The following is a 23,669-nucleotide window of genomic DNA, read 5'->3' as shown; positions in this document are numbered from 1 at the left end:
CTCCAAAGTTTATCGCTACTTTATATTTTAGGCCTTGTCCGATTACCGCCAGTGATTTACCTTAGCTAGCGTATGATCAAAAAATATCACTCACCAGTGTAACCAGAGTAATAGGACAAATATGTTAAGTGTTGAGGTATGTGAAAGTGCACGCTTATGCGGCAATATATTTATGGCAGTCGCTGGCAACTCAAAACTAATGACACCATTTAAGCACTCGATATCATAACTAAATGTCATTACTCAATATCATCACTAAATACTAGCCCTAAATGTCAGCACTAACACTGAGGAAGCTTTAAATGTATTACTGTACTTATCAATCACCCTTAGGTGAAATTGCCTTAACGGCAAACGACAATGGCTTAAGCGCACTGGCTTTTCAAACCGGAAAGTCACCAATTACACTGGCCGGTTTGACTGAAGATAAAACTAAGTTCAAGCAAGTCATCCAACAATTAACTGAATACTTTGACGGTGACAGAAAACACTTTGATCTACCGCTAGCGCCTACTGGTACCAATTTTCAACAGCAAGTTTGGCAAGCCTTAATGCAAATACCTTGTGGCGAAACCAAAAGTTATGGCTGGATTGCCAAGCGTATTAATAATGAAAAAGCGGTTCGCGCGGTCGGTAGCGCAAATGGCGCAAATCCCATAGCGTTAATCGTGCCCTGTCATCGTGTTATTGGTAGCAACGGAAAATTGACCGGTTATGCCGGTGGTTTGGCATTAAAGGCAAAACTGTTGATGCATGAAGGGGCGCAATTTAGGGTTTGATACTGATTAACGATTTAATCTTTTTTACGATACATATACAAAGGGATCTCGGCTTCAAATCCTAACTTTTCATATAAAGGTAAACCCGCCTGAGAAGCTTGTAAGCTGAAAAAGTGCGCACCGCTTTGCTTAGCATAGGCAATTAAGTGCTGCATCATCTCCTTCGCTAAACCTTGAGCACGAAAAGCAGGTAGCGTCGTCATTTGGTGCAAGCCAATGGTATCACCGGTTTTATGTAGAATGGCAGTCACGGCAATGTCTTGGCCAATTTTTAGCGACAGCAGGGTATTATTTACATTTTCAGCCAATGTTTTGATCACATTAGCGTCAATCTCATAATTAAAACCTAATCCACAAGCAAAAGCCCAGCGAGTAAAATCAGTTTCAAGCGTTACCCGTGGCGATAAACTAGCAGTTAAGATAGTATCTAGCTTTAAATTCATCAATGTTAGGTGAGAACGAGTAAACTGCTCTGTTTTAATATCATCAATACTGAGCCATACTTTTTTACCTAGCTGATGAGGAGTAAGCTCAGCAGTAGCACTAAAGCCAGCTTGCCAATATTTATTAGGCCAACGGGTATGACAAACATAGTCACCCTCAATGCGATAAGGCATGGTTAACAAAAAACTATCCAGGTTCGCAATGTTTGCGCTAATTAATGCCTTCATTTTGCTTCCTTATTAATTAAAATCAAACCAGCAATCATCATTATAATCTCAAGTGATTTTTGCCCATCAACTTGCTTGACCAGACGTTCAAAAAAACCAAAGTGGCTGATAGTAAAAAAGATGTTGAGTTAATTAAAGCTATGGCTGATAAAGCGCTAAGTGAAATAGTAAAATAGTAAAAGCCGAAGATAAAACATCTACCCTTGCAAATCAATTAAACACGGTAACTGATGCTTTGATTAAAGGTATAACAGAGCACCAATAGCATTAGAATAAACTCTAATGGTTAGCAAATCTCGGCTCATTCACATCCATGTGATCGCAACATAGCCGACATACTGTAGATAAAAATAGGAAGTTTAATCGCTTGCTATTTTTATTTTTTCATATTGAAAACGCTAAAAACGTCAGGGCAATTTATAGCCTTTTTGTTAAATAAACAGCGGAAGAAATAGCGCTATTAAAAATTTAACCGTGAGCCAATTTACTGTTATGATGTCGCTGATATTTAACAGAGATACTAGAGTATAGTTTTGGAAATAATTGCACTTATCGCGGTTTTATTTTTAGCTTGGCTAATTTGGCAGCTTCGGCGGGCTAAGCACTTCACCAAATTTAAACGTCAAATAATACAAGAGCTAAAACCAAAAGTTATTGCCAATATTATTGAGGAAATGGCCGAAACACGTTCAGAGCTACATCCCAATACCACAGCCCATCAAGCAGCAACGATTAGTTATTGGAGCGCTTCTGCCGGCAGAGTATTACAAGCGGCATTAATGCGAGAAATTATTAACCAGCAATGGTTAATAGAAACCGGTAATTTGCGTAACAGTCAGCATTTATTTCATATTGAACAAGATAAACTACACCGCTAGAACTTGAATCACTTGTAGGTTGGACTTTAGTCCATCAGCTTTTAAAGTTCAGCTATCAGTAGTTGTCAGGGAAAATAGCTATCAGCTTTCAGATACAAAGAAACACCTGACTGTTTACTTTTTGAATATCACGTTATGCGTGTGCTGTGCGGTTGTCGGACTAAAGTCCGACCTACAAAACAATCGCCTAAATCTACATTATCTCCCGTAGGCTCTATGTAGGTTGGACTTTAGTCCATCAGCTTTTAAAATGCAGCTATCAGTAGTTGTCAGTGAAAATAGCTATCAACTTTCAGATACAAAAAAACACCTGTCTGTTTATCTTGTGAACATCACGTTATGTGTGTGCTGTGCGGTTGTCGGACTAAAGTCCGACCTACAAAACAATCGCCTAAATCTACATTATCTCCCGTAGGCCCTATGTAGAATGGACTTTAGTCCGTCAGCTTTTAAAATTCAGCTATCAGTAGTTGTCAGGGAAAATAGCTTTCAGCTTTCAGATACAAAGAAATACCTGTCTGTTTATCTTGTGAACATCACGTTATGCGTATGCTGTGCGGTTGTCGGACTAAAGTCCGACCTACAAAACTGCCCAAGATTACATTATCACCCGTAGGCTTCGATGTAGGGTGGACTTTAGTCCATCAGCCTTAAATATCAGCCACACTGAACTTCATAGATCACCCACAAAAAAAGAGCGTATTCGCTCTTTTTTTTTCACTGACAGTGTTATCAATAACTCGAAGTCATCACTCACTCAGTGTAGTAACCAACTGATCAAAATTAATCAAGTTTGGTAAATTGTAGATCCCAAACACCATGGCCCAGGTCTTGACCGCGGTTTTCAAACTTAGTTAACGGACGTGAATCTGGACGTGGTACATAATCATTGTTCACTGATAAGTTTTTAAAGCCAGGCGAAGATGTCATATCTTCTAACATGCACTGTGCGTAATTTTCCCAGTCAGTTGCCATGTGAAACACACCACCGACTTTCAGCTTTTGACGAATAGCCTCAACAAAACTGGCTTGCACAATACGGCGTTTGTGATGCTTTTTCTTATGCCAAGGATCAGGGAAAAATAATTGTACGGTCGTTAACGACTCAATAGGAATACAATCGGCTAAAACCTCGATAGCATCGTGCTCGTAAACTTTTAGGTTATTAACACCCTCTTCTTGGGCTAAGCCAATACAAGCGCCAACACCTGGACGGTGAACTTCAACACCAATAAAGTTAAGCTCAGGGGAATTTTTAGCCATTTCAACTAAAGATTTACCCATGCCAAAACCAATTTCGAGCACAATAGGGTTGTCATTACCAAACAAAACTTTAGGATCGATCAATCCGTCTTGATGTTTCAATCCCATCGTATCCCAAAACTGCTCTAACGCTTTTGCTTGGCCATTAGTAAGGCGGCCTTCGCGCTTGACAAAGCTTCGTACTTTTCTAATGTACTTGCCTTCTTGTTCTGCTTGTTCAACGGTTTTATGGCTTCTGTCTATCATAATGCTATCTATTATTTACTTACGTCATCAAAATTGGGGCGCACATTATCCTTGTTTAATGACTAAAATTCAATCACCGCATAATGCCTATCAAGATCTAATTGTACGCCCGTAAAGTTATTTAACCTTAGTTCGGGTTAATATCGTTTGTTAAGGACTACTCTGCCCACCAAACGTCGTATAATGGGCCAACAGTCACTGAGCTTGCGCCATTATCTGTTAACCACTTTTCTACTAATTGGCGATGTGCTTCTGTACATTTACCCAGTTTTTGAGTACAAATTAAACCATGCCACAAAGTATCACCTTCACCGCCAAAACCTAAGCCGTTTGGATCTATGGTTTCATCGAAAAATTTAGTTAAAAATGCATCAACTGTTTCATTGTCAGCGCCTTCATCTAGTTGCCAAGCAATATCAAAACCTAGTTCTTGGTACTCATCAACACGTAATTTTTTACGTAAACGATCACTACGATTTTTTGCATCTATTTTCATCTTTCATTCCTTACAGTTAGGTTTAAAGCAAACACGATAGCCGTTTCACTTTAAGGTGCAGTTTCAGAGCTAAGCTCCTTACACGCAAGCCGATAAAGGGTAGTCTTCGGCGATATGAGTTTCGACAATATAACCACTATTCTCTTAAATCCATACCAGGTAGCTAACCCTTTCTCGATTTGCTGAAATCTACAGCTTGAAGTGGAGCGGGTATATATTAACTAACTGCGAGAGGATAGAGGCAATAGAAATTTTTGCAATGAAAATTTCAGCTTTATTCGCTACACTGTCGCCAATATGACAAATAAAACTACTATCTCAGCCAAATCTGCGCAACAATTTAGCGACCAAGTATTATCATGGTTTCAGTTGCAAGGCAGAAAACACTTGCCGTGGCAGCAAGACAAAACCCCTTATCGAGTTTGGATTTCAGAAATTATGCTGCAGCAAACGCAAGTAGCAACCGTGATCCCATACTATTTAAGATTTATGGAAAGCTTTCCTAACATTATTGATTTAGCCAATGCCGATGAAGATAGCGTGCTACATCACTGGACCGGGCTTGGCTACTATGCACGAGCACGAAACTTACACAAAACAGCAAAAAAAATTCGTGACGACTATCAAGGTGATTTTCCTGAAAATATTGACGAGGTAATCGCGCTTCCTGGTATCGGACGCTCTACTGCAGGCGCAGTATTAAGCTTAGCCTTAAACAAACATCACGCCATTTTAGACGGCAATGTAAAACGGGTTTTAGCCCGCTGCTATAAAGTACAAGGACATACTGGCCAAGCCATTTATGAAAAAACCTTGTGGCCCATTACCGATGCATTAACACCAAAACTTGGCGTGGCGCAGTTTAACCAAGCCATGATGGATTTAGGCGCTATGGTTTGCACACGCTCTAAGCCCAAGTGTGACATTTGTCCGCTAAAAAGCAGTTGTTTAGCTCAAGCTAGCGATGAACAAGCAAATTATCCACAAAAGAAACCGAAAAAAACCATACCAGAAAAACACACTATTATGGTGATACCACGTATTGCTCAGCAAGTATTAATGGAAAAACGCCCTCCAGCAGGAATTTGGGGCGGCTTATGGTGCTTCTTAGAATTATCAGACCTTGACCAACTACCGCATTTATTAGCCGAGTTAAACCTAAAGCAAACAGCAACATTTGCCTTAGATAAGTTTCGCCATACCTTTAGCCACTTTCATCTCGACATAGAAGCCATAGTGATAGATTGTGAAATGTTACCGGCAAAAGAAATTAGCGAAAATAGCACATTGCAATGGTACAATTTAGCCACAGTCGCATCAGTTGGTTTAGCCGCATCGACACAAAAATTAATTAAACAGCTTGAGCAACTTCCTGTTTAATTTATATATGCATTTATTCATCCCTTAGACAAAAAGAGACCTTATTATGAGCCGTACCGTTTTTTGCCAAAATTTACAAAAAGAAGCCGAAGGCCTTGGCTTTCAACTTTATCCAGGCGAAATAGGCAAACGTATTTTTGATAACATTTGTAAAGAAGCATGGGGTCACTGGCAAAAAAAGCAAACCATGCTGATAAACGAAAAGAAAATGAATATGATGAACCCTGATGACCGCGCATTTTTAGAATCAGCCATGGTCGCCTATCTCTTTGAAGGTAAAGAACCTGAAATCGAAGGCTTCACACCAGAGAAAAAATAATTACCTAAAAATAATGACCTAATAAGGGGATAAGTTAAAATATATCCCCTTTTTTTCTGCCGTTTTTTAGTTAACACCTGACTGATAAATTTTTTATTGCCGGCTTTCGCCACAAAGTTGATTGTTGCAGCCACTGTTAATGTATTTTTTTGATTTATTTCTTATATTTTTTTCTTTACTACTTAATAGTCCCTAGCCTATTTACCCGCCTATTATTAATAAACAACTTTTTTATCGCACCTCTACAGCATTTATCCTGATTACTCATGACACTGCATAAACAAATTAATGACGATATTACCGATTAGAAATAGCAAGATTCAGCCTAAATTGCTCCATAAAAGCACAATACGTTGAAAAAAACGGCAAACAAACATTTATTTAAAAAAAAGGGTTGACGGGGTAAACGAAAAACAGTTTAATACGCCCCGTCTTCAAGGCACAGCCAAGAAGACAATGTACAGAGCAATCATTATGATTGTTAATGTGCCTCGATAGCTCAGTCGGTAGAGCAGAGGATTGAAAATCCTCGTGTCCCTGGTTCGATTCCGGGTCGAGGCACCATTTACACTTTTAGCTTTTATTAAGTTAAATGTAGAATCAACAAGTTCCGATGTTGATTCGGTGCCAAGATAGTTAGTTCAATAGAATATAATTATCGCACACGTTCTTCGTGTGCCGACTTAGCTCAGTTGGTAGAGCAACTGACTTGTAATCAGTAGGTCGCCAGTTCGACTCCGGCAGTCGGCACCATTCATAACGAAGCCTCAACAGCAATGTTGAGGCTTTTTTATTGCCTAAAATAAACTGACACTGATTGAATCAGTAGCTCAAATAAGCAAAACAGACGGCACAATTCCTTTGCAGTAGGCATCAAGCCCTAAGCTCGGTTAGAGCTTTTTTGTTGCTATAAAATAGTCGAATGCTAGAGGTGTTTCATTAATACCAATAAACTCCCCTATCCCATCTATTCTACGTCCTATTCATGAATTAACCCTAAGGGTAGCAAGGTGTTAGAAAGTCTCTAATACACAGCTTTTAGCATGCCACCTGACTAAGGCTGTCATTTAAATTTAGCAGTAAGAACCTGCAAGTTGGTGTCATGCAGATTTATTAAAATAGCCCTTTATTAATAAAGTGATCCTAGCTAGATGTTTTCCACCCTACTTGCCAAGCCGTTGAATTTTAGTTGAGTTTATTGCGGGAAATAGGCACAAGTTATTATGGTTGGCCTGATAAGTTTCTCTGATAAGTTCCTAAGTGCTATCTGGGCTGATGTTTCGCTGTGCTATATTTTTTATAATATGCTTGTATAAGTTGATTTTTTGGTATAAAAATCACAACAATCGTCTTTTTGCACTCTACGATGAGAGAAAGGAATGATTATGACCAATATCGATTAGGAATATAAATGGAAGCAAATAGCGTTACCGTCCGTCATTTAACCTTGCAAGATATGACAGAGCTTCGACAAGCGAGTGAATCAGTTTACCTTAATAAAGAATTAGCAACCTGGAATGAATCTACGGTAAAAGCTTTATTAACTAAATTTCCAGATGGGCAAATCTGTGTGGTGGTTGATGGCGTTGTAGTCGGTTGTGCCTTTTCATTAATCATTGAATATGCTGATTTTGGTGATGAACATACTTATGCTGAAATCACGAGCGATATGACTTTTGATAATCATGATCCCAAAGGTGACTCTTTGTATGGTATTGAGGTTTTTATTCACCCTAGTTACCGTGGGTTACGTTTGGCTAGACGTTTGTACGATGCGCGTAAAGAACTTTGCGAAAACTTGAATTTGCGCGCTATTGTCGCGGGCGGTCGTATGCCTAACTATGCACAGCATGCTGACAAAATGAGTGCAAAGCAGTACATTGAAAAAGTTAAAATTAAAGAATTATATGATCCGGTATTAAGTTTTCAGCTTGCTAATGATTTCTATGTCCGCAAGTTACTGACCGGTTACTTATCAGGTGATAAGGAATCAATGGAATATGCCACGTTACTGGAATGGCCAAATATTTTTTATACTAAATCGGTAAAGCTGATCAATGCCCCACGCTCAGAAGTGCGTTTAGGTTTAGTACAATGGCAAATGCGTTCTATGAAAAGCATTGATGATTTATTTGAACAAATGGAATTTTATGTCGATGCAGTCTCAGATTACAAAAGTGACTTTGTCTTGTTTCCTGAATTGTTTAATGCGCCTTTGATGGCCGAATTTAATCACTTACGTTTAACTGAAAGTATTCGCCGGTTGGCGGAATATACTGAACAAATTCGTGATAAATTTATCGAATTTGCCATTAGTTACAATATTAATATTATTACCGGTAGTATGCCGTTTTTTGTTGATGGCAATCTTTATAATTCTGGTTTTTTGTGTCGTCGTGATGGTTCATGGGAACGTTACGATAAAATTCATTTAACGCCAGCAGAAGTGCGTAGCTGGTCTATGGTGGGTGGTAAAAATCTTAAGGTGTTTGATACTGACTGTGGCAAAATTGGTATCATGATTTGTTATGATGTCGAATTTCCAGAGTACTCGAGAATACTGGCCGATCAAGGGATGAATATTTTGTTTGTGCCCTTCTTAACCGACACCCAAAATGGTTACACCCGAGTACGTCACTGTGCGATGGCAAGAGCGATTGAAAATGAGTGCTATGTCGCCATTGCTGGCGCAGTAGGTAATTTGCCCAAAGTGAATAATATGGATATTCAATATGCGCAATCTGCCGTCTTTACGCCGTCTGACTTTGCTTTCCCCACTACAGGTATTAAAGCGGAAGCAACACCCAATTCAGAAATGACCGTTATCGTCGACGTAAATTTAGATTTATTAAAGCAGTTACATAGTCATGGCTCTGTACATACCATGCGAGATAGACGTCATGATTTGTATAGCATTACCGAGCATGACAAAGCTTAGTTGGTCAGTTGGTTATCGATAGCATACATTAGCTACTTGAAAATCTGTCGGTTCAAAGCACCTGAAATCGAATCTAACGCTTCAGGTGCTGATTTGAAATATAGCGACTATTTTGTGGGGAAAGTTTTCGACAAAATAGCCGAATTTAGTCTGACGCCTAGATGGGCGATATTTGAAAGTTTACTCTGACACTGCCCCTAAATTTGCGTTAACAACCTAGCTGTTTTTATCAGTGAGTGTTGGCTTAATTTCATGCTTAATTTCATGCTTATTTTCGCACGACTCATATCAATTACCCCCAATAATAGAGGGATGCAGGGATATTCAAGCAGCTTAGCGATAAATATCCCACAAACACCTAGCACCTAATATCTAGCACCTAGAATTTAGAATTTATTTTCGTTTTGCGATCAAGAGTGCCGCCACAATTAACAGTGATCCTATGGCAAGCCTGAGCAGTTCTTCTGGTGATCCGCCCTTAGCTTCACCAAAAATAAATAAGGAGGCAAACATAGCCAGTGGCACAACCGCATTGTTAAACGTGGCTAATACCCCGACACTGGTTTGGGTTGCGCCTTTATTCCAAAAGAAGAAACCAAGCCCTGAAGCAATGAAGCCCATATAAACTAAAACCAACCACTGCGTTGGTGTTGCATCTAAAGGAATAGGAGGCTGCGAAGAAATTAACAGGGTAGCTATGCTAGTAAAAACCGCCGCACCTAGGTATAAAAAACCAAATACAGAGCTGTCACTAATATCTGGTCTGTCTTGTTTCCAATCACGATAATAAACTTGTCCAAAAGCAAAAGCCATATTGGCTATTTGCATCAGGAAAAACCCTAACCAAATTTCGCTTGAGTCTATATCGTCCATTTTTATAACCGCGGCGCCAAAAACAGACAGTAGTGTCGCCACTAAATACCAAGGTGTAAAACAACGCTGTCGAAGATCGTTGATAATAACGATATAAAGTGGCGTAAACACGCTAAATAGCGCCACTAAATGAGATGGTATATAACGAAAAGCGGAAAGATAACAGGTATACATAACACCGTATTGCAGTGCGCCAAGCAATATCAGTTGCCATTTTTCCTGCCGGTTGGTGTTCGCTAGTTTTATAAAAGGCAGAAAAGCAATCAACGCAAATAATAGTCGGGTATCTGCTATTTGAAGTGGGTCAAGACCTTTGAGTGTGTTGCCTATAAGACCAAAAGAAAAAGCCCAAATCAGCGTAGGTATCACGAGATAAATCATTCAAGGTCTCTAATAATTAATGTTAGTTTATTCAATAGCTTTTGTTCAAATGCTACTGAGTAATAATTTGACCCCAGCCAATAAGCTGGGGCCGATGCAAGTACTTTTAACCATGTTACCAGTGGTAAGTAGCACTAAGCGTGTATTGTTCTCCGCGTCCAGGCGTACCTGGTACTTCTTCAAAAGATTCATCCCAAAGATTATCTGCTGCAAGCACAATATCTAAACCGTCAAACTGCGTAGGAGAAATCTTTACCGTAAGGTGGGTAAATAAAGCGTCGTCATCACCGTTTCTAAGGATATTTTCTTCTTGTTTGCGCCACTCGTTATCAACACGGACTTCAACAATGTCGGTTGGGTGCCAAATAAGCCCTAAGGTTACGCGGTGATCTGGGTAGTTCAAGGCATAAAAGCTAGCATCGATATCCGCAGCACCATAATTTTCAGACTTGTCAAAGAAGGTATAGCTAGTGATAATTTCTGCATGCTCAAAACGCTTTACCGCCAGTAGCTCTAAACCTAATGTATCGATATCAACCGGATTTGCCGAACGCGCAGAGCTTGAACTCAAGCTATAAGTCCAATCGGTTAAATCATCATCTTGTCGATAAAAAATAGCCGCATCAAGACGCCAAGTTTCTCGATCTAATGCCAAACCTAATTCAATATTTTTAGTGGTTTCTCGCTCAAGATCATAATTACTTCTGAATAATCCACCTTTATTACTGCCCCCTATAGCAGTATAACCTGCCACTTGACTCGCTTCTGCATAAGAGAAATAAAGTGTTTGTGAGCTGTCATCAGCATTGATGATATTCCACGTTATATCACCAATTAGTGACACTTGTGAATCGTCGCGGTTAGTGTCGTCAAAAGCAGCACCAAGACGAACAGTTAACTGTTGATCCTCTTGTAGATCCATTCGATATTCAGGCAAAACACTGAGTTTGTAATAATGGCGAGAGGTAAAGTTATTTTCAAGCGTAGTTGATTCAATGCTGTCTGCTATAAACTGACTTGAGTAATTCAGGGCAAATGATGCTGTTTGTGCATGGCGACCAGAAACGGCTATCGATTTAACCTCAGTTTCATGAAAGGCTTGAAATACATCAGGGTTTTCACGCGAAAAAACATAATGGTCATTGTTACGACGAAAATAAGTGGAAATTTCAAAGCTGCTGTCTTGTGCATACTGCTGTTGATGATTAAGAATTAATAATCGCGTTTTAATATCTTCAGTTTCATTAACATTAAATGGCGTGTACATATTTGGCCAGCCAAAAAACTTTTCTTGAGAGCCAAAAAACAGATCAGTCTGTGATGATGGCCCAACTAACTGAATACGACCAGAAGCACGTTGAAAGTCGTGGTCACCATTCTCTATTGTACCGTCACTTTCAGAGCGAGAATATTCAGCTTCAGCACCGATAGTCCAATCGGTATAATCAGCCAATGCCATACTAATGCCACTGTGTACGCGTTGTAGATTAAAGTTATTATTACCTGCGCCAATTGAAGCACTACCTGCGGTTTTTATGGCTGTCCAGTCGCGCGAAACCGTGCCTACCGAGCTGTTAACACCGAGTAGAGCATTGTCTGCACCGGTCAGTATATTAGCGTTAGATAACATTTCCTGAGCAATAGGAATTTCAGCAAAGTAATGTCCGGTTTGCGGATCAAGTAAGGTCGCGCTACCCACCCTAAAGCCAGTATTTTCGAAAATACCACCACGAATAGTTACATCGGCTTGAGCTTCTGCCATATTGCGCGACTGTAGGTCAACGCGCGGATCATATTCTAGGTTTGAAACTGGCGAACCAAAGGTGCCCACAGGTTTAGTATTAGCCGTGGTTGAAGCCTCAATCGTAATTCGCTCAATATTATTACTGACTTTTTTACTTACATCATTAGTTACATCATGAGTATCGTCGGCTGCCGATGAAAAGCTTGATAGGCTAAATAATAAAACGGGCAAAGCAATTGGTACAACTCGAATCATGTTAATCTTCTCTATTTACACTGTTTGATCTTTAAGTAAAAACGATTTTATGTATTCCCTAACTCACCCAACTATATAACCCAGTAGCAGAAAGAGCTATTGCTCATCTTTGTGCTAACAATAGGATTAAACATATGGGAACAACCAAACGAAAATATCGTAAGATAAAGTTGAGGTTTATTTGAAAGGTAGTAATCGTTACGTGAATCAGTATTATATCTTAGCGGGTAAAATATTACACATGGTAACCATGCTCAACTGATAACGGTTTACAACTGGGTATATAACAAACACACTTAGAACAAACAGCGCAGTATAAATATATTAGTAAAAAACAGAGCAGTAACAATTTACTCGCTATTGCCATAATCAATAACATAACGCATAAAACTTAATTCACCTCTTATAAAGGCCAACAAGTGATAAAACCACAACAACATATTAAGCAGGCTAACAGGACACAAGAAATTGTTTATTTCGCCGGCGGTTGCCTTTGGGGTGTGCAAGAATTTATGAAGCACTTACCTGGCATTTTTACCACAGAAGCAGGTCGAGCTAATGGCTTAACCGATTGCACCAACACTAGTTATGATGGCTATGCAGAGTGTGTGAAAGTAACCTTCTACCCAAGCGCTGTTAATCTTGATGAGCTAATAGGTTACTTTTTTGAAATTATTGACCCTTACAGTGTCAATAAGCAAGGCGAAGATATTGGTAAAAAATACCGCACCGGCATATACAGTCAACACACTAGTCACCTCAAAACGGCTATCGAGTATATTGCCCGCCACGACGATGGCGATAAGATGGTGGTTGAAGTTTTGCCACTGCTTAATTATGTGAAAAGCGATGAAGAACATCAAGAAAGATTAACTCGCTTTCCTGATGATTATTGTCATATTCCTAAGCAGATATTACATAAATACAAGTAGCGTTAAAAATAACCTTATGCCAATATTTAGCTATTCAGACAAAGTGCTACCTTAATTTAAAAACATCATGTATAAACCTAAAAAATGATGGCATTTATTTCAAGGTTCACAGGTTTAGCCTGCGCTAGTGACAAATTTAAAATCATCACTAGCCCTAAGAATGCAACATCAAGTTAATTCATAGTCGACTCATAAGCCCGACAATATATCCGCAAAAAAGCGGCTGGCTTTAAGGGCTATCCACTTAGCCCAACCGACCACTGTATGTTGTGTTTACTAGATTTAACCTCTTCGATCACTTATGCCACTTTGCTGACCTAAATAATAGATTAAAATCACCCTGTTTTATGTTCACTTTGATACGATTATAGTTCTCCACAGATATAAAAACGCATTAATTTGACTATAAGTATTACCAATTAATCGAATAATCTGACTGGCAAAAATGCCACCACAGCGTTCATTCGTCATCAAACTGTTAATGCTAACTTTGTGGCTAAATTGACTATGTCACTATAAACGAACTAAACTTCGATGACCCTTTATTTCCAAAGGGGCGTTTTAAGTCAAAGTGAGTTGACCAATGAAAACACTTTTAATTGTAGCGCATGCTCCTTCAGAAAATACGCAATTAATGGTTGAAGCGATATTGAAAGGTGCACAGCATTCTGATATTGAACAGGTTAAAACAAGCTGGATACCACCTTTAGAAACTACACCTGAGGATGTATTAGCATGTGATGCGATAATTTTGGGGACGACTGAAAATCTCGGTTATATGAGTGGAGCTTTGAAAGATTTTTTTGATCGCTGCTATTACCCTTGTCTGGAAGTAAAGCAGGGATTGCCTTGTGCGTTATATGTTCGTGCTGGGAATGATGGAACTGGTACTTGTCGGGCAGTCGAATCGATCTGTACAGGTTTGCGTTGGAATTGGATTCGACCACCATTAGTGTGCCGTGGTGGCTGGCAATCAACGTTTCTTGACCAGTGTGAAGAACTAGGTATGACAATGGCTGCCGGACTTGATATTGGAATTTATTAATTCGCCTTTTACATTGCAGAGGTCATAGATTTCATAGCATCATCCAACCCGATTGAACATCACCATGACTGACTCCTGAGCCACCATTGCGGTCATAGGATATTAGTTAAGCCTTACGACAACTGATAGCCATTACCTGACATTAGTTTTTGAGTTAATAACAGCAGATCAGAGATTCTAAAACTTCCTTTTTCATTCAAAATTCACATCCATTCACAACTAAAATTATGACTAAAACTTTTGCATGGCGTTAGATCTCAAATCCCCAAAGCAGACATTGGAATTATTTAAGTTTTGAATAAATATAGAGTATTAAGTCTAAGGCACTAACGCCCCATAGCACCATACAAAGGTAGGTTTATATTAGCAAAAGATTACTCTCTAATTAAAAACATAAGGTTTATGACTGTTTTGAGGAGGTAAAATAAACGGTATTTGTTCATTCAACTTCATGAATTCATTTAAGGTAAGTGACAAGGATTTTGATGATATATAGCTAATACAAGAAATTCCTCTCCTATTTTAAGCGACTTATATCGCACTATTTAGATTAGTAATATCGGTTAAGTTAATAGCATCATATCGATTTTCGGGTTTCGGTTTGCCAAAATAATATCCTTGAAATACATCACAACCAAGCTGGGTTAAGAACTGAACTTGATTTAAGTTTTCAACACCCTCAGCGATAACAATCATCCCTAGAGTATGTGCTAAATCAATGATTGCTTTGATAATTAAATCGGTACCTTTATCAGTATTAATCGCTCTAACAAAAGAGAGATCTATCTTGATGGTATCAATAGGCAATTTTTGTAAATAACTCAGTGAAGAATAACCCGTACCGAAGTCATCAATCGAAATTTTAACGCCTAACTCATGAATGTCGTTTAATAATGTAGTGGCATATTCTTTGTTTTCCATCAATGCTGTTTCTGTCACCTCAAGCTCGAGTAAACTTGGTGCAAGCCCTGAACTTGTTAGGTTTTTTTTGAGAGTATTAATAAAGTCTTTACTTGTTAATTGTTTTACCGAAACGTTTACCGCCATTGATTTTTGTAAGTGAGGTGCATTATTTTTATTCCAAAGTACAGCTTGCTCAATAGCCTGTTTCAATACCCAATTGCCGATAGTGATAATTTGCCCGGTATCTTCTGCGATAGGAATAAACTTATCTGGACCTATGACTCCTATTTTCGCACTGTTCCAGCGTAATAACGCTTCCATTCCTATAATGACATTGGATTTAACATCGACCTTAGGTTGGTAATGCAATTCAAATTCATTATTTTCAATAGCATGGTGTAAACCTTGTACTATCGATAAACGCATCAACATTTTCTTCTGCATTTCAGCATTATAAAACTGAAAACCATTACGAGCTTCTTTGGCTTTATACATGGCGATATCTGCTGATTTATTTAATTCAGCACAGCTTTCACCGCAGCTAGGGTAAGTGGCAATACCTATGCTGGCTGTCGTTCGTATTTCATCATCAAGATATTTAGTAATAACATTAATTTTCTTTAATATTTCTTGGGCGACGACTCCGGCATCTTCAGAACAAGTAATCGTTGACAAAATAATGGCAAATTCATCCCCGCCCATACGTGCAACAATATCACTATTACGCAAGCAATCCTTTATATTATTAGCAACAGATTTTAATAATATGTCACCCGCATCATGACCTAAGGTATCGTTGATTTCTTTAAAATTATCAAGATCTAAAAATAAAATGGCAAAGATACTTTTATTTCGAACCGCCGAATTAAGTACCGATAATTCGTAACTTTGAAAGTGAGCTCGGTTAGGTAATTTAGTTAAGGTATCAGTTGTCGCTAATCGATACATTTCATCGTGGGCGGCATTCAAATCTAGAAATATTTTTACTTTACTGATTAATATATGTGATGAAATGGGTTTTATTAGGTAGTCTACCGCCCCAGTATCGTATCCCTGTTTTACAAAAATTTCATCCTTATTAACCGCCGTAAGGAATATAACGGGTATGTGTTTATAGTTATCATTTGAATGTATGCAGGTCACGGCTTCAAAGCCGCTCATATTAGGTAAGTTTACATCCATTAAAATTAAGAAAAAACTGTGGTTTACCACCGCTTTTAACGCGTCTTCACCAGACTCGACCGTAATAATATTGATTTCTAATTCTTGTAATATACGTTTAGTTGAATGCAAATTTTTAGGGTTGTCATCTACAACAAGCAAATTTGGTCGTGGCGCTTGTGCCTTGCCATCAATGTTATGGACCATTGCAACATTCCTTAAGGTATTGACCAATTTTATCAATCGATAACACGTGATCGGCTCCTGCAATTGTTATTGCTCGCTCAGGCATGGTAGAAAACCCTGCGGTAGCGGGGTTTTCTACTATGGCTAGTCCGCGTAATTCTCTAACTTTCTTTAAACCATTACTCCCATCATAATTGGCACCGGTAAGAATAACGGCAATTAATTTATTTTTAAAAACATCGGCAGCACTTTCAAACAACACATCAATAGAGGGACGGGAATATTCCACTTTAGGATCACGTGATAGTGAAAAGCTTTTATCTGCCTCTATTTGCAGGTGGTATCCTGATGGGGCAACATAAATGGTTTGTGGTTTAATCACTTCATTAAACTCAACGTCTTTTACTTGCGTTGTAGTCATGTTATTTAACAGGTTTGATAACATATTTTCGTGCTCGTCTTGTCGATGTTGTACAATAATGACAGGGGTTTTTAACGATTGATCAAAGTGAGGTAAAATACGATTTAATGCGTGTAAACCTCCAGCAGAAACACCAATAACAATAGCTTCGTAGTTGTTCATGTTATCTCACTTGATAAATTCTTGCTTTACTAGAAACCGCAGTAAGTTTAGAATTTATTTCCGAATAATCAATACTTTCTTTATCACCTAATAGTAAAACCCCTCTCGGCATTAAACTGTCATAAAACAAGGTAAATACGCGGTTTTGTAAGGTTTTATTAAAATATATCAGTACATTGCGGCATATTATTAGATTCATTTCACCAAATGCTTGATCAACCCCCATATTATGATGACTAAAAGTAATGCGTTCAGTTAATTCACGACTAAATTTGGCTACATCGTATTTAACATCGTAATATTCTGATAACGAATATTTACCCCCCGCATCTAGGTAATTTTTACTATAACGTTGCATCTTTTCAAGTGGATAAATGCCTTTTTTAGCAATATCCAAAGAATGATTGTTAAAGTCTGTGGCGTAAATACGAGAATATTTAAGTAGACCTTCTTCTTTAAGTAATATTGCCATGGAGTAAACTTCTTCACCAGTAGCACAGCCGGCATGCCAGATATTAATTTGTGGGTGAATACGCAACTGCGGAATGATTTTTTCTTTAAATATCTTAAAAACCCATGGGTCACGAAACATATCAGTTACTGTGACCGACATACCTTTTAGGAATTTATCCAAAAAGTTATCTTGATATAATACTTTAGGTATCAACTCAGAAATATGCTCGCAATTACAGGCGCTAGCGAGGTTTTGAATTCTTCGTTTAATACTCGCACGCGAGTAATCCTTAAAATTGTAACCGTAACATTTATCAATTAAGTCAAGTATGGTATCTAACTCAAATTCTTCTATATCATGCGGGTTCATTTTTTAAATAACCAGACTTTTAACATGGAACATAACTTGTCAAAATCAATCGGTTTAGTGAGGTAGTCAGTTGCCCCTGCTTGAATGCATTTGGCGCGATCTTGCGGCATGGCTTTAGCTGTTAAGGCTATAATAGGCACATCTTTATAAAGGGGGTCTTGTCTTATTTTTTTCATTGCCTCATAGCCGTCCATCACTGGCATCATAATATCCATTAATATTAGTTCAATATCATTATGCTGGACTAATTTATTCAGTGCGGTTTGGCCATTGTCAGCTTCATAAATGGTTAAGCCTAATCGTTGCAAGTTTTTTGATAAAGCAAAAGTATTGCGTATATCATCATCAACCAGTAATACTTTTCGCCCGGTTAGTAGCTTGCTTTCATCATGAATATTGTAGATGGATTTTTTCTGGGTAGAGGATAAATCTTTACTCATACTATGCATAAACATTAAGGCTTCATCTAATAGTTTATCTGGTGAAGCCGCATCTTTTAAAATTAAACTAACCGAGTGTTTGTTAAGTTGACTGCGCTGTTCATCATCGAGTTCTGCGCCAGTAAAGACAATAACAGGGGTCTTTTTAATACTAAGGTTATCAGCTAATATGTCTAAAAAATCAAAACCACTGATATCGGGTAAGCCTAAATCAAGAATAATACAGTCAACCTCATTATCATGAAGGTATGTAAGGGCGCCATTACCGCTATTAATGCTAGATGTTTTAATGCCCTTGTTTTCAATGAGTTGACTAATGGCGTGCCTACTATTCTCGTCATCTTCGATGATGAGAATTTTTCGTATTTCCCCGGAATTGATATATTCAATATCTTGTAGTAATTTTTCTATATCGTCTGCGTCTACCGGCTTTTGTGCAAAACTACGAGCGCCCATTTTCAGTAGCTCGGTATCTTCTTCTGTACCGGTAATGATATGAACTGGGGTATGTTTGGTCGATAAATGGAACTTCAATTGTTCCAATACCTCTTTACCGGATAAGTCAGGTAAACCCAGATCAAGAAATATGCCTTTAGGTTTATATTCAAACGCTTTATACAAGCCATTTCTACCATCAGTGGCTACGAGGCCTTTATAACCATAACCGCGCACCATTTTTAATAAGGTTTTAGCAAATGCTTCATCATCTTCAATAATCAAAATAACATTATCACCTTCACTGATGTTATGACTATCATCCCCCATGAGGCTTTCAACGTTATTAATGGGGGTGGTCTCTATAAGACTTTGTTGTATTTCAATTATTGGTTCATTTACCAAAGAGGGTGTGGTGTAGTTGTTTATCGTGTGCTCTGTCGTATTCGACAGTGCAGCATTAGCAATAGGTAAATATAAGGTGAAAGTAGAGCCTTGCCCTGGAATACTACTGAGTTGTATTTCACCACCAAGCAGGTGTGCTAATTCTTTAGAAATGGTTAAACCTAAACCAGTGCCGCCATATTTTCTGCTGGTTGAACCATCAGCTTGTTGGAAGGCTTCAAATATTTCGCGTTGTTTATTAGCAGCAATACCGATGCCTGTATCAGTTACTGAAAGTGCCACTGCACTCGTTGGCTGTAAGTTAGCATGTAAAAAACGAACATTATTGGGAACATTCTTAATGGTAAATTCAATAGTACCTGAAGGGGTAAACTTAAAAGCATTTGATAAAAAGTTTTTTAATATTTGCTCTAAGCGTTGCTGATCCGAAATAATCGTTGCCGGCGCGTCATCGTCTCGTGTCACAGTGAAGGCTAATGCTTTATCTTTTGCACTTGGGGAAAATAAATTCTGTAGGTTTTTACAGATGTGATCTAATGTAACTTCCTCATTTTGAAGTGTTAACTTGCCGGCCTCAACCTTAGATAAATCCATAATGTCATTTATTAAATGCAGTAAATCTGTACCGCCTTCATAAATAATCTTGATATCTTCAAGTTGCTCCTCATCCAGGTTGCCTTTAGGATTATCACTCAATGCTTTAGACAGTAATAAAAAACTATTTAGCGGGGTGCGTAATTCATGAGACATATTGGCGAGAAATTCAGACTTATATTTGCTGCTAACTTCAATAGCAGCGGCTTTCTCGGCGATATCCTCCGCTTGTTTTTGTAAATCTTTTTTCTGTTGATCTAACGCTGAATTTTTCTCTTCAAGCTGCTCATTAGTCGCCCTTAATTCTTCCGATTGTGATGCTAACTCTTCAGTTTGGCTTTGTGCATCTGCTAGTAAGTTATCAATTCTGTCTTTACCTTTACGCGCCTGTAAACCCGCCGCGATAGCTTGAGCTATCACTTCACAATATTTCAGGTGTGATGAAGTAAACTCGGTAACAGCCGCTATTTCAATGACGCCTACGACCTTGTTAGCAATAAGTAATGGGATCAATAACGCATTACTGGGTAAGGTGTCACCCAGAGATGAATTTATACGGGTGTAATGCTCCGGTAGATGAGTGATCGATAATATTTTTTTCTCAAAAGCAGCTTGCCCTAATAAACCCTCCCCCATTGTAATGCGATTATTGTCGCCTTTACGGTGAGTAAAAGCGTAGCTGGCTGTAAGGAAAAATTCATCTTGCTCATTTTCAGTATCATCAGCAAGCTCATAGAAAGTGCCTACTTGGCCATTAATGTATTGTGTGGTGTGGCTGATGATGGCTTCGGCGAGTTCTTTGGCATTTTTGACGTCACGAATAACTTTATTAATCTCTATTTGCCCTTGAGCTAACCATTCATTATCACTGTTTTTTAAGGTGATAGAGGCTAGCCTTTTGCTCATAACATTTAAAGACTGGGAAAGCACATCATGAGTACTACGTTCCACGATTTTTTGATCATAATTGCCGTTGGCAATGTTATTGGTGGTTTCGTTAACTTCTTGTAGTGAGACGTTAATAGCATTGATGTTGTCAATTAATTCACCAATTTCATCATCACGCTTTTTTTCAAGGCTAGAAGTTAAATCCCCTTTGGCGATACTTTTTAAATAAATGATGGCATCAGATAATGAACTGTTAATGGTATTGGTTAAAAAGAGTGCGATAAAAACGATAATAATAAGGCTAATGAGGGTTAAGGTAATGAGGAAGTTGCGAGCATCTTCAATGCGCTGGTCGTTAGCGGCTTTGTCGACATCTAAGTCCGATTCCGCCTTTTCAACAATGGCAGCCATTTGCTTTTGTGCTAAATCATTTAATTGACGCCCTTTACCAGTAGATAAATTGTACGCTTTGGCATTGGTATTAAGGAGGGTTAATTCTTGAACTTTGTTATATAACAGCTCATAATCGTTATAGGATTGAATAAAACGATTACCTAGTAATCGTCCTTCTTCTGTTAATAAAGGTTTTAATACTTCAAATAAATTACTGACTTCTTCTTTTCGTAATTTACCGGTAGCGATATATTCTTGCATTTCTTTTTGTGTTTTAGCCAAAATAAAGTTTTTTTCTGCCCGTTGCATTTCGGTTAAGGCTAAGGCTAATTGAGTACCTAGTTTTATTTTAACAGCAACTTTTCTTAATATTTCAATCTCTTTGGCGGCAACGGCTTCTAACTCATTTGAATCGGCAATTTTTTGTGCTGCTAATGCGGCGCGATCGAATGCTTCCCGTGCTTCGCCTTGTGATAGTTCTCTGGCATGTGTATTAGCGTTAACCCTTCCTAAGTTGTTTATTTTATTGCTTATTCTTAAGTACCCCCCCCAGGTTTTAGAAAACTTATCGAGTAATACATTACTTTCATCATCAACTAAGCTACGTAACAACTGACGACGTTGTTCCATATCTTCGGTGGTAAAGCGAATAAAATCGATATACTCATCAATCTCATCGGTATCTATTGATAATATAATATTTTTTTCAGCGCGTGATACTGCAATTACTCCTTGATTTATACGCGCCGCAAGTTTAATTTTTTGAGCGTTAAAACCGTTATTAACTTCATGTAATGAATTAACACCGTAATAAGCTGAAAAAACTAATAGCATGGAAAATAAAACAAAACTGACAAGGAGTTTAAATCGAATAGTTATACGCATCATGAACCTCAAATATTATTTGTTTGTCATTGAATACAGGTTAGTTGGCACGTTACCGGCAGAAAACCGTATTTTTCGCTTAAAGATAACTATGCCTAATAAGAAAAAAGGCATCTGTGATTAAATTATTGTTCAAGAAAGTGAATTCAGCCTGAAACTTTGTGATCCATAAACTACTATTATATTAAGAATTTATTCTATTTTAAATCAGACATCTATTTATTCTATTTTAAATCAGACATCTAAATGTATCTTTAGCACTAGAAGTGCGATATGTCAAGTAAGTCTTACCAAGTAAGATGCCGTCGTATATACGGCTTATTATTGAGAGAGCTACTCTCTAGCCTATGATGTTTGCGCACCTATTATTCTTTTTGCTATGGCAGTCTTTATGACTTTCGAGATAGACAGGTTTTAATAGGTTGGTCTTAACGTTTATGCTGAATTATTATGCTGCAATTAATTGTTGTTGCTCATGTTTACTTTCATGCCTGAGCATTGCCCAAGCTGTTCTAAGGGTTTTATTGGCCAGCGTAAGACATGTTCGCTTAATACCGATTCGCTTTACCAATTGAATTAGCCAGGCTTGCTTAACTTTTTTCGGTTCATCTGGCAAATGTGTAACTATTGACATAGCCACTTGATATAAAGCGGTTCTTAATTCTTTAACCCTACCTTTTTTATCAATACCCATCATGAATACTTTACCGCCAGAGCTATATTGTTTTGGTGTTAATCCAACGAAGGCTGAGGCCTCTCTGCCATTTTTAAACTGTTTTCCATTACCTATAGAAGAATAAAGCATACCAGCACAAACTTCTGCGACACCTTCTAATGCCATCAGTTGCTTGCATGGCTTTATTTGACGAACTATCGAGTTTTTAGCTTTTTCAAGTTTAGATATTGTGCCCACAATTGATAATGTAGATATCAGGCAAGTAGGAAGCGCATTGTTTTCTTCAAACGTATCTTCAATAACCTTTCTTAGTCTAGCAGCCCCTTTAGCACTAACAATGCCATATTCGTATAACATTGCCCGAATGTGGTTACTTAATGATGTGATATTCCTAGAAAGAAAAATACGAATAGCTTCAAGAGATTGAAGTGATTGTTGCTCTTCATTTTTAGGCTTACTGTATTTTAATCCTATTTGCATAGCAGCGTTTGCAATAGCAAGCGCATCATTTGCATCTGTTTTATGACCTTCGAGAAACCCTTTTACTTTTTTAGGGCTGATGATACGCACATCATGACCGAATGATTCGGCTAACAGCCCCCAATAATGGCTACTAACATAACCTTCAATACCAACAATCGAAGGTGATGATTTGGCTAATCTCTCTTTTAATTTTTAACGACTGACCATTTTATTACTGACTAATTCACCATGTTTGCTAATAACACAGATTTGAAGTACGTTTTTTGCTAAATCAATACCGATAACATTAAATTTTAACATTGTATGCTCTCCTGAATAGTTAGCTAAAACATAGCTTAAGGGAGTAAAGTCCATAAATCGCTATGTGCCCCGAATCGCCATAGAATCATAGAATTTAATACCGAAAATCAAATTAATCTAATGTCCGCTCTACGCCCTGAGACCTTTAACAAGCTTTTTCTTTAAAAAGTAATGGCGAATTTCTGTCGATCAACGCTTTTAAATACTTGGCTTCATTGTATGGCTCTTTAGTTTTCCAGCATCGAAATACGATCCGTATCCACTTAAATGCTAACGAACGCACAGCTGCCTGGTGAGTATTGCCTTTTTCCCTT

Annotated in this window: 16 protein-coding genes, 2 tRNA genes and 2 pseudogenes; 9 read left to right on the top strand and 11 right to left on the bottom strand. The window is 38.1% G+C overall.

Going from position 1 to position 23,669, the window contains the following annotated elements; all coding sequences use genetic code 11:
- Positions 1–302: 302 nt before the first annotated feature.
- Positions 303–779 (top strand): methylated-DNA--[protein]-cysteine S-methyltransferase, encoded by a 477-nt coding sequence (locus tag H4J65_RS15060; protein ID WP_182136555.1) that lies wholly within the window; start codon positions 303–305, stop codon positions 777–779.
- A 14-nt stretch (positions 780–793) separates the two neighbouring features.
- On the opposite strand, the gene H4J65_RS15055 is transcribed toward H4J65_RS15060, so the two are convergent.
- Positions 794–1,450, bottom strand: coding sequence for a GNAT family N-acetyltransferase (locus tag H4J65_RS15055; RefSeq protein ID WP_182198707.1), 657 nt, complete (start codon positions 1,448–1,450; stop codon positions 794–796).
- Between the two features lie 533 nt (positions 1,451–1,983).
- Between H4J65_RS15055 and H4J65_RS15050 the strand changes: the two genes are divergently transcribed.
- Entirely contained in the window at positions 1,984–2,328 is a 345-nt protein-coding gene (locus H4J65_RS15050; RefSeq protein WP_182136558.1) for a hypothetical protein, read from the top strand.
- A 783-nt stretch (positions 2,329–3,111) separates the two neighbouring features.
- Here H4J65_RS15050 and trmB read toward each other — a convergent pair.
- Together trmB and H4J65_RS15040 are read right to left on the bottom strand one after the other, a co-directional pair.
- Complete coding sequence (gene trmB / locus H4J65_RS15045; RefSeq protein WP_182198706.1) at positions 3,112–3,837, bottom strand: tRNA (guanosine(46)-N7)-methyltransferase TrmB; 726 nt, start codon at positions 3,835–3,837, stop codon at positions 3,112–3,114.
- Positions 3,838–3,994: 157 nt separating this feature from the next.
- On the bottom strand, positions 3,995–4,333 hold the full coding sequence (locus H4J65_RS15040; protein ID WP_182136560.1) for a YggL family protein: 339 nt from the start codon (positions 4,331–4,333) through the stop codon (positions 3,995–3,997).
- 297 nt (positions 4,334–4,630) lie between these two features.
- On the opposite strand from H4J65_RS15040, the gene mutY reads away from it, so the two are divergent.
- The 5 genes from mutY (at position 4,631) to H4J65_RS15015 (ending at position 8,970) form a co-directional block, all read left to right on the top strand.
- Positions 4,631–5,713, top strand: coding sequence for an A/G-specific adenine glycosylase (gene mutY / locus H4J65_RS15035; RefSeq protein WP_182198705.1), 1,083 nt, complete (start codon positions 4,631–4,633; stop codon positions 5,711–5,713).
- Positions 5,714–5,759: 46 nt separating this feature from the next.
- The gene (locus tag H4J65_RS15030; RefSeq protein ID WP_182136562.1) at positions 5,760–6,032 is read left to right on the top strand and encodes an oxidative damage protection protein; all 273 of its coding nucleotides are present in this window, start codon (positions 5,760–5,762) and stop codon (positions 6,030–6,032) included.
- Between the two features lie 488 nt (positions 6,033–6,520).
- A tRNA-Phe gene (locus H4J65_RS15025) sits at positions 6,521–6,596 on the top strand.
- 113 nt (positions 6,597–6,709) lie between these two features.
- A tRNA-Thr gene (locus tag H4J65_RS15020) sits at positions 6,710–6,785 on the top strand.
- Between the two features lie 658 nt (positions 6,786–7,443).
- Positions 7,444–8,970 carry a carbon-nitrogen hydrolase family protein gene (locus H4J65_RS15015; RefSeq protein WP_182198704.1) on the top strand — a complete coding sequence of 509 codons (1,527 nt, stop codon included), beginning with the start codon at positions 7,444–7,446 and terminating at the stop codon, positions 8,968–8,970.
- A 393-nt stretch (positions 8,971–9,363) separates the two neighbouring features.
- Here the strand turns inward: H4J65_RS15015 and H4J65_RS15010 are convergent, their stop codons facing one another.
- Together H4J65_RS15010 and H4J65_RS15005 are read right to left on the bottom strand one after the other, a co-directional pair.
- Positions 9,364–10,224: an EamA family transporter gene (locus H4J65_RS15010; protein WP_182198703.1), complete on the bottom strand. Its 861-nt coding sequence runs from the start codon at positions 10,222–10,224 to the stop codon at positions 9,364–9,366.
- Between the two features lie 115 nt (positions 10,225–10,339).
- On the bottom strand, positions 10,340–12,223 hold the full coding sequence (locus tag H4J65_RS15005; protein WP_182198702.1) for a TonB-dependent siderophore receptor: 1,884 nt from the start codon (positions 12,221–12,223) through the stop codon (positions 10,340–10,342).
- Between the two features lie 422 nt (positions 12,224–12,645).
- Here H4J65_RS15005 and H4J65_RS15000 point away from each other — a divergent pair, with 422 nt between their 5' ends.
- Together H4J65_RS15000 and H4J65_RS14995 are read left to right on the top strand one after the other, a co-directional pair.
- Positions 12,646–13,155, top strand: coding sequence for a peptide-methionine (S)-S-oxide reductase (locus H4J65_RS15000; protein ID WP_182198814.1), 510 nt, complete (start codon positions 12,646–12,648; stop codon positions 13,153–13,155).
- Between the two features lie 583 nt (positions 13,156–13,738).
- Positions 13,739–14,200 (top strand): flavodoxin family protein, encoded by a 462-nt coding sequence (locus H4J65_RS14995; RefSeq protein WP_182198701.1) that lies wholly within the window; start codon positions 13,739–13,741, stop codon positions 14,198–14,200.
- Positions 14,201–14,731: 531 nt separating this feature from the next.
- Here H4J65_RS14995 and H4J65_RS14990 read toward each other — a convergent pair.
- The 6 genes and pseudogenes from H4J65_RS14990 to H4J65_RS14965 form a co-directional block, all read right to left on the bottom strand.
- Positions 14,732–16,471: an EAL domain-containing protein gene (locus H4J65_RS14990; RefSeq protein WP_182135475.1), complete on the bottom strand. Its 1,740-nt coding sequence runs from the start codon at positions 16,469–16,471 to the stop codon at positions 14,732–14,734.
- Positions 16,461–17,033, bottom strand: coding sequence for a chemotaxis protein CheB (locus H4J65_RS14985; protein ID WP_182135477.1), 573 nt, complete (start codon positions 17,031–17,033; stop codon positions 16,461–16,463). The genes H4J65_RS14990 and H4J65_RS14985 overlap by 11 nt, the downstream gene beginning before the upstream one ends.
- Before the next feature lies 1 nt (position 17,034).
- Positions 17,035–17,856: a protein-glutamate O-methyltransferase CheR gene (locus H4J65_RS14980; RefSeq protein WP_182135479.1), complete on the bottom strand. Its 822-nt coding sequence runs from the start codon at positions 17,854–17,856 to the stop codon at positions 17,035–17,037.
- Positions 17,853–21,896 (bottom strand): response regulator, encoded by a 4,044-nt coding sequence (locus H4J65_RS14975; protein WP_182198700.1) that lies wholly within the window; start codon positions 21,894–21,896, stop codon positions 17,853–17,855. Before H4J65_RS14975 ends, H4J65_RS14980 begins: the two co-directional genes overlap by 4 nt.
- 448 nt (positions 21,897–22,344) lie before the next feature.
- Positions 22,345–23,232, bottom strand: a pseudogene (locus tag H4J65_RS14970) (IS110 family transposase); the annotation flags it as partial.
- A gap of 268 nt (positions 23,233–23,500) precedes the next feature.
- A pseudogene (locus H4J65_RS14965) lies at positions 23,501–23,669 on the bottom strand (IS110 family transposase); the annotation flags it as partial.

It is taken from the genome of Colwellia sp. MB02u-9, assembly GCF_014077085.1.
In the GTDB taxonomy this organism is placed as follows: domain Bacteria; phylum Pseudomonadota; class Gammaproteobacteria; order Enterobacterales; family Alteromonadaceae; genus Cognaticolwellia.
Note: the sequence above shows the minus strand (reverse complement) of the source record. Positions and strands in the feature narration are given on the sequence as shown.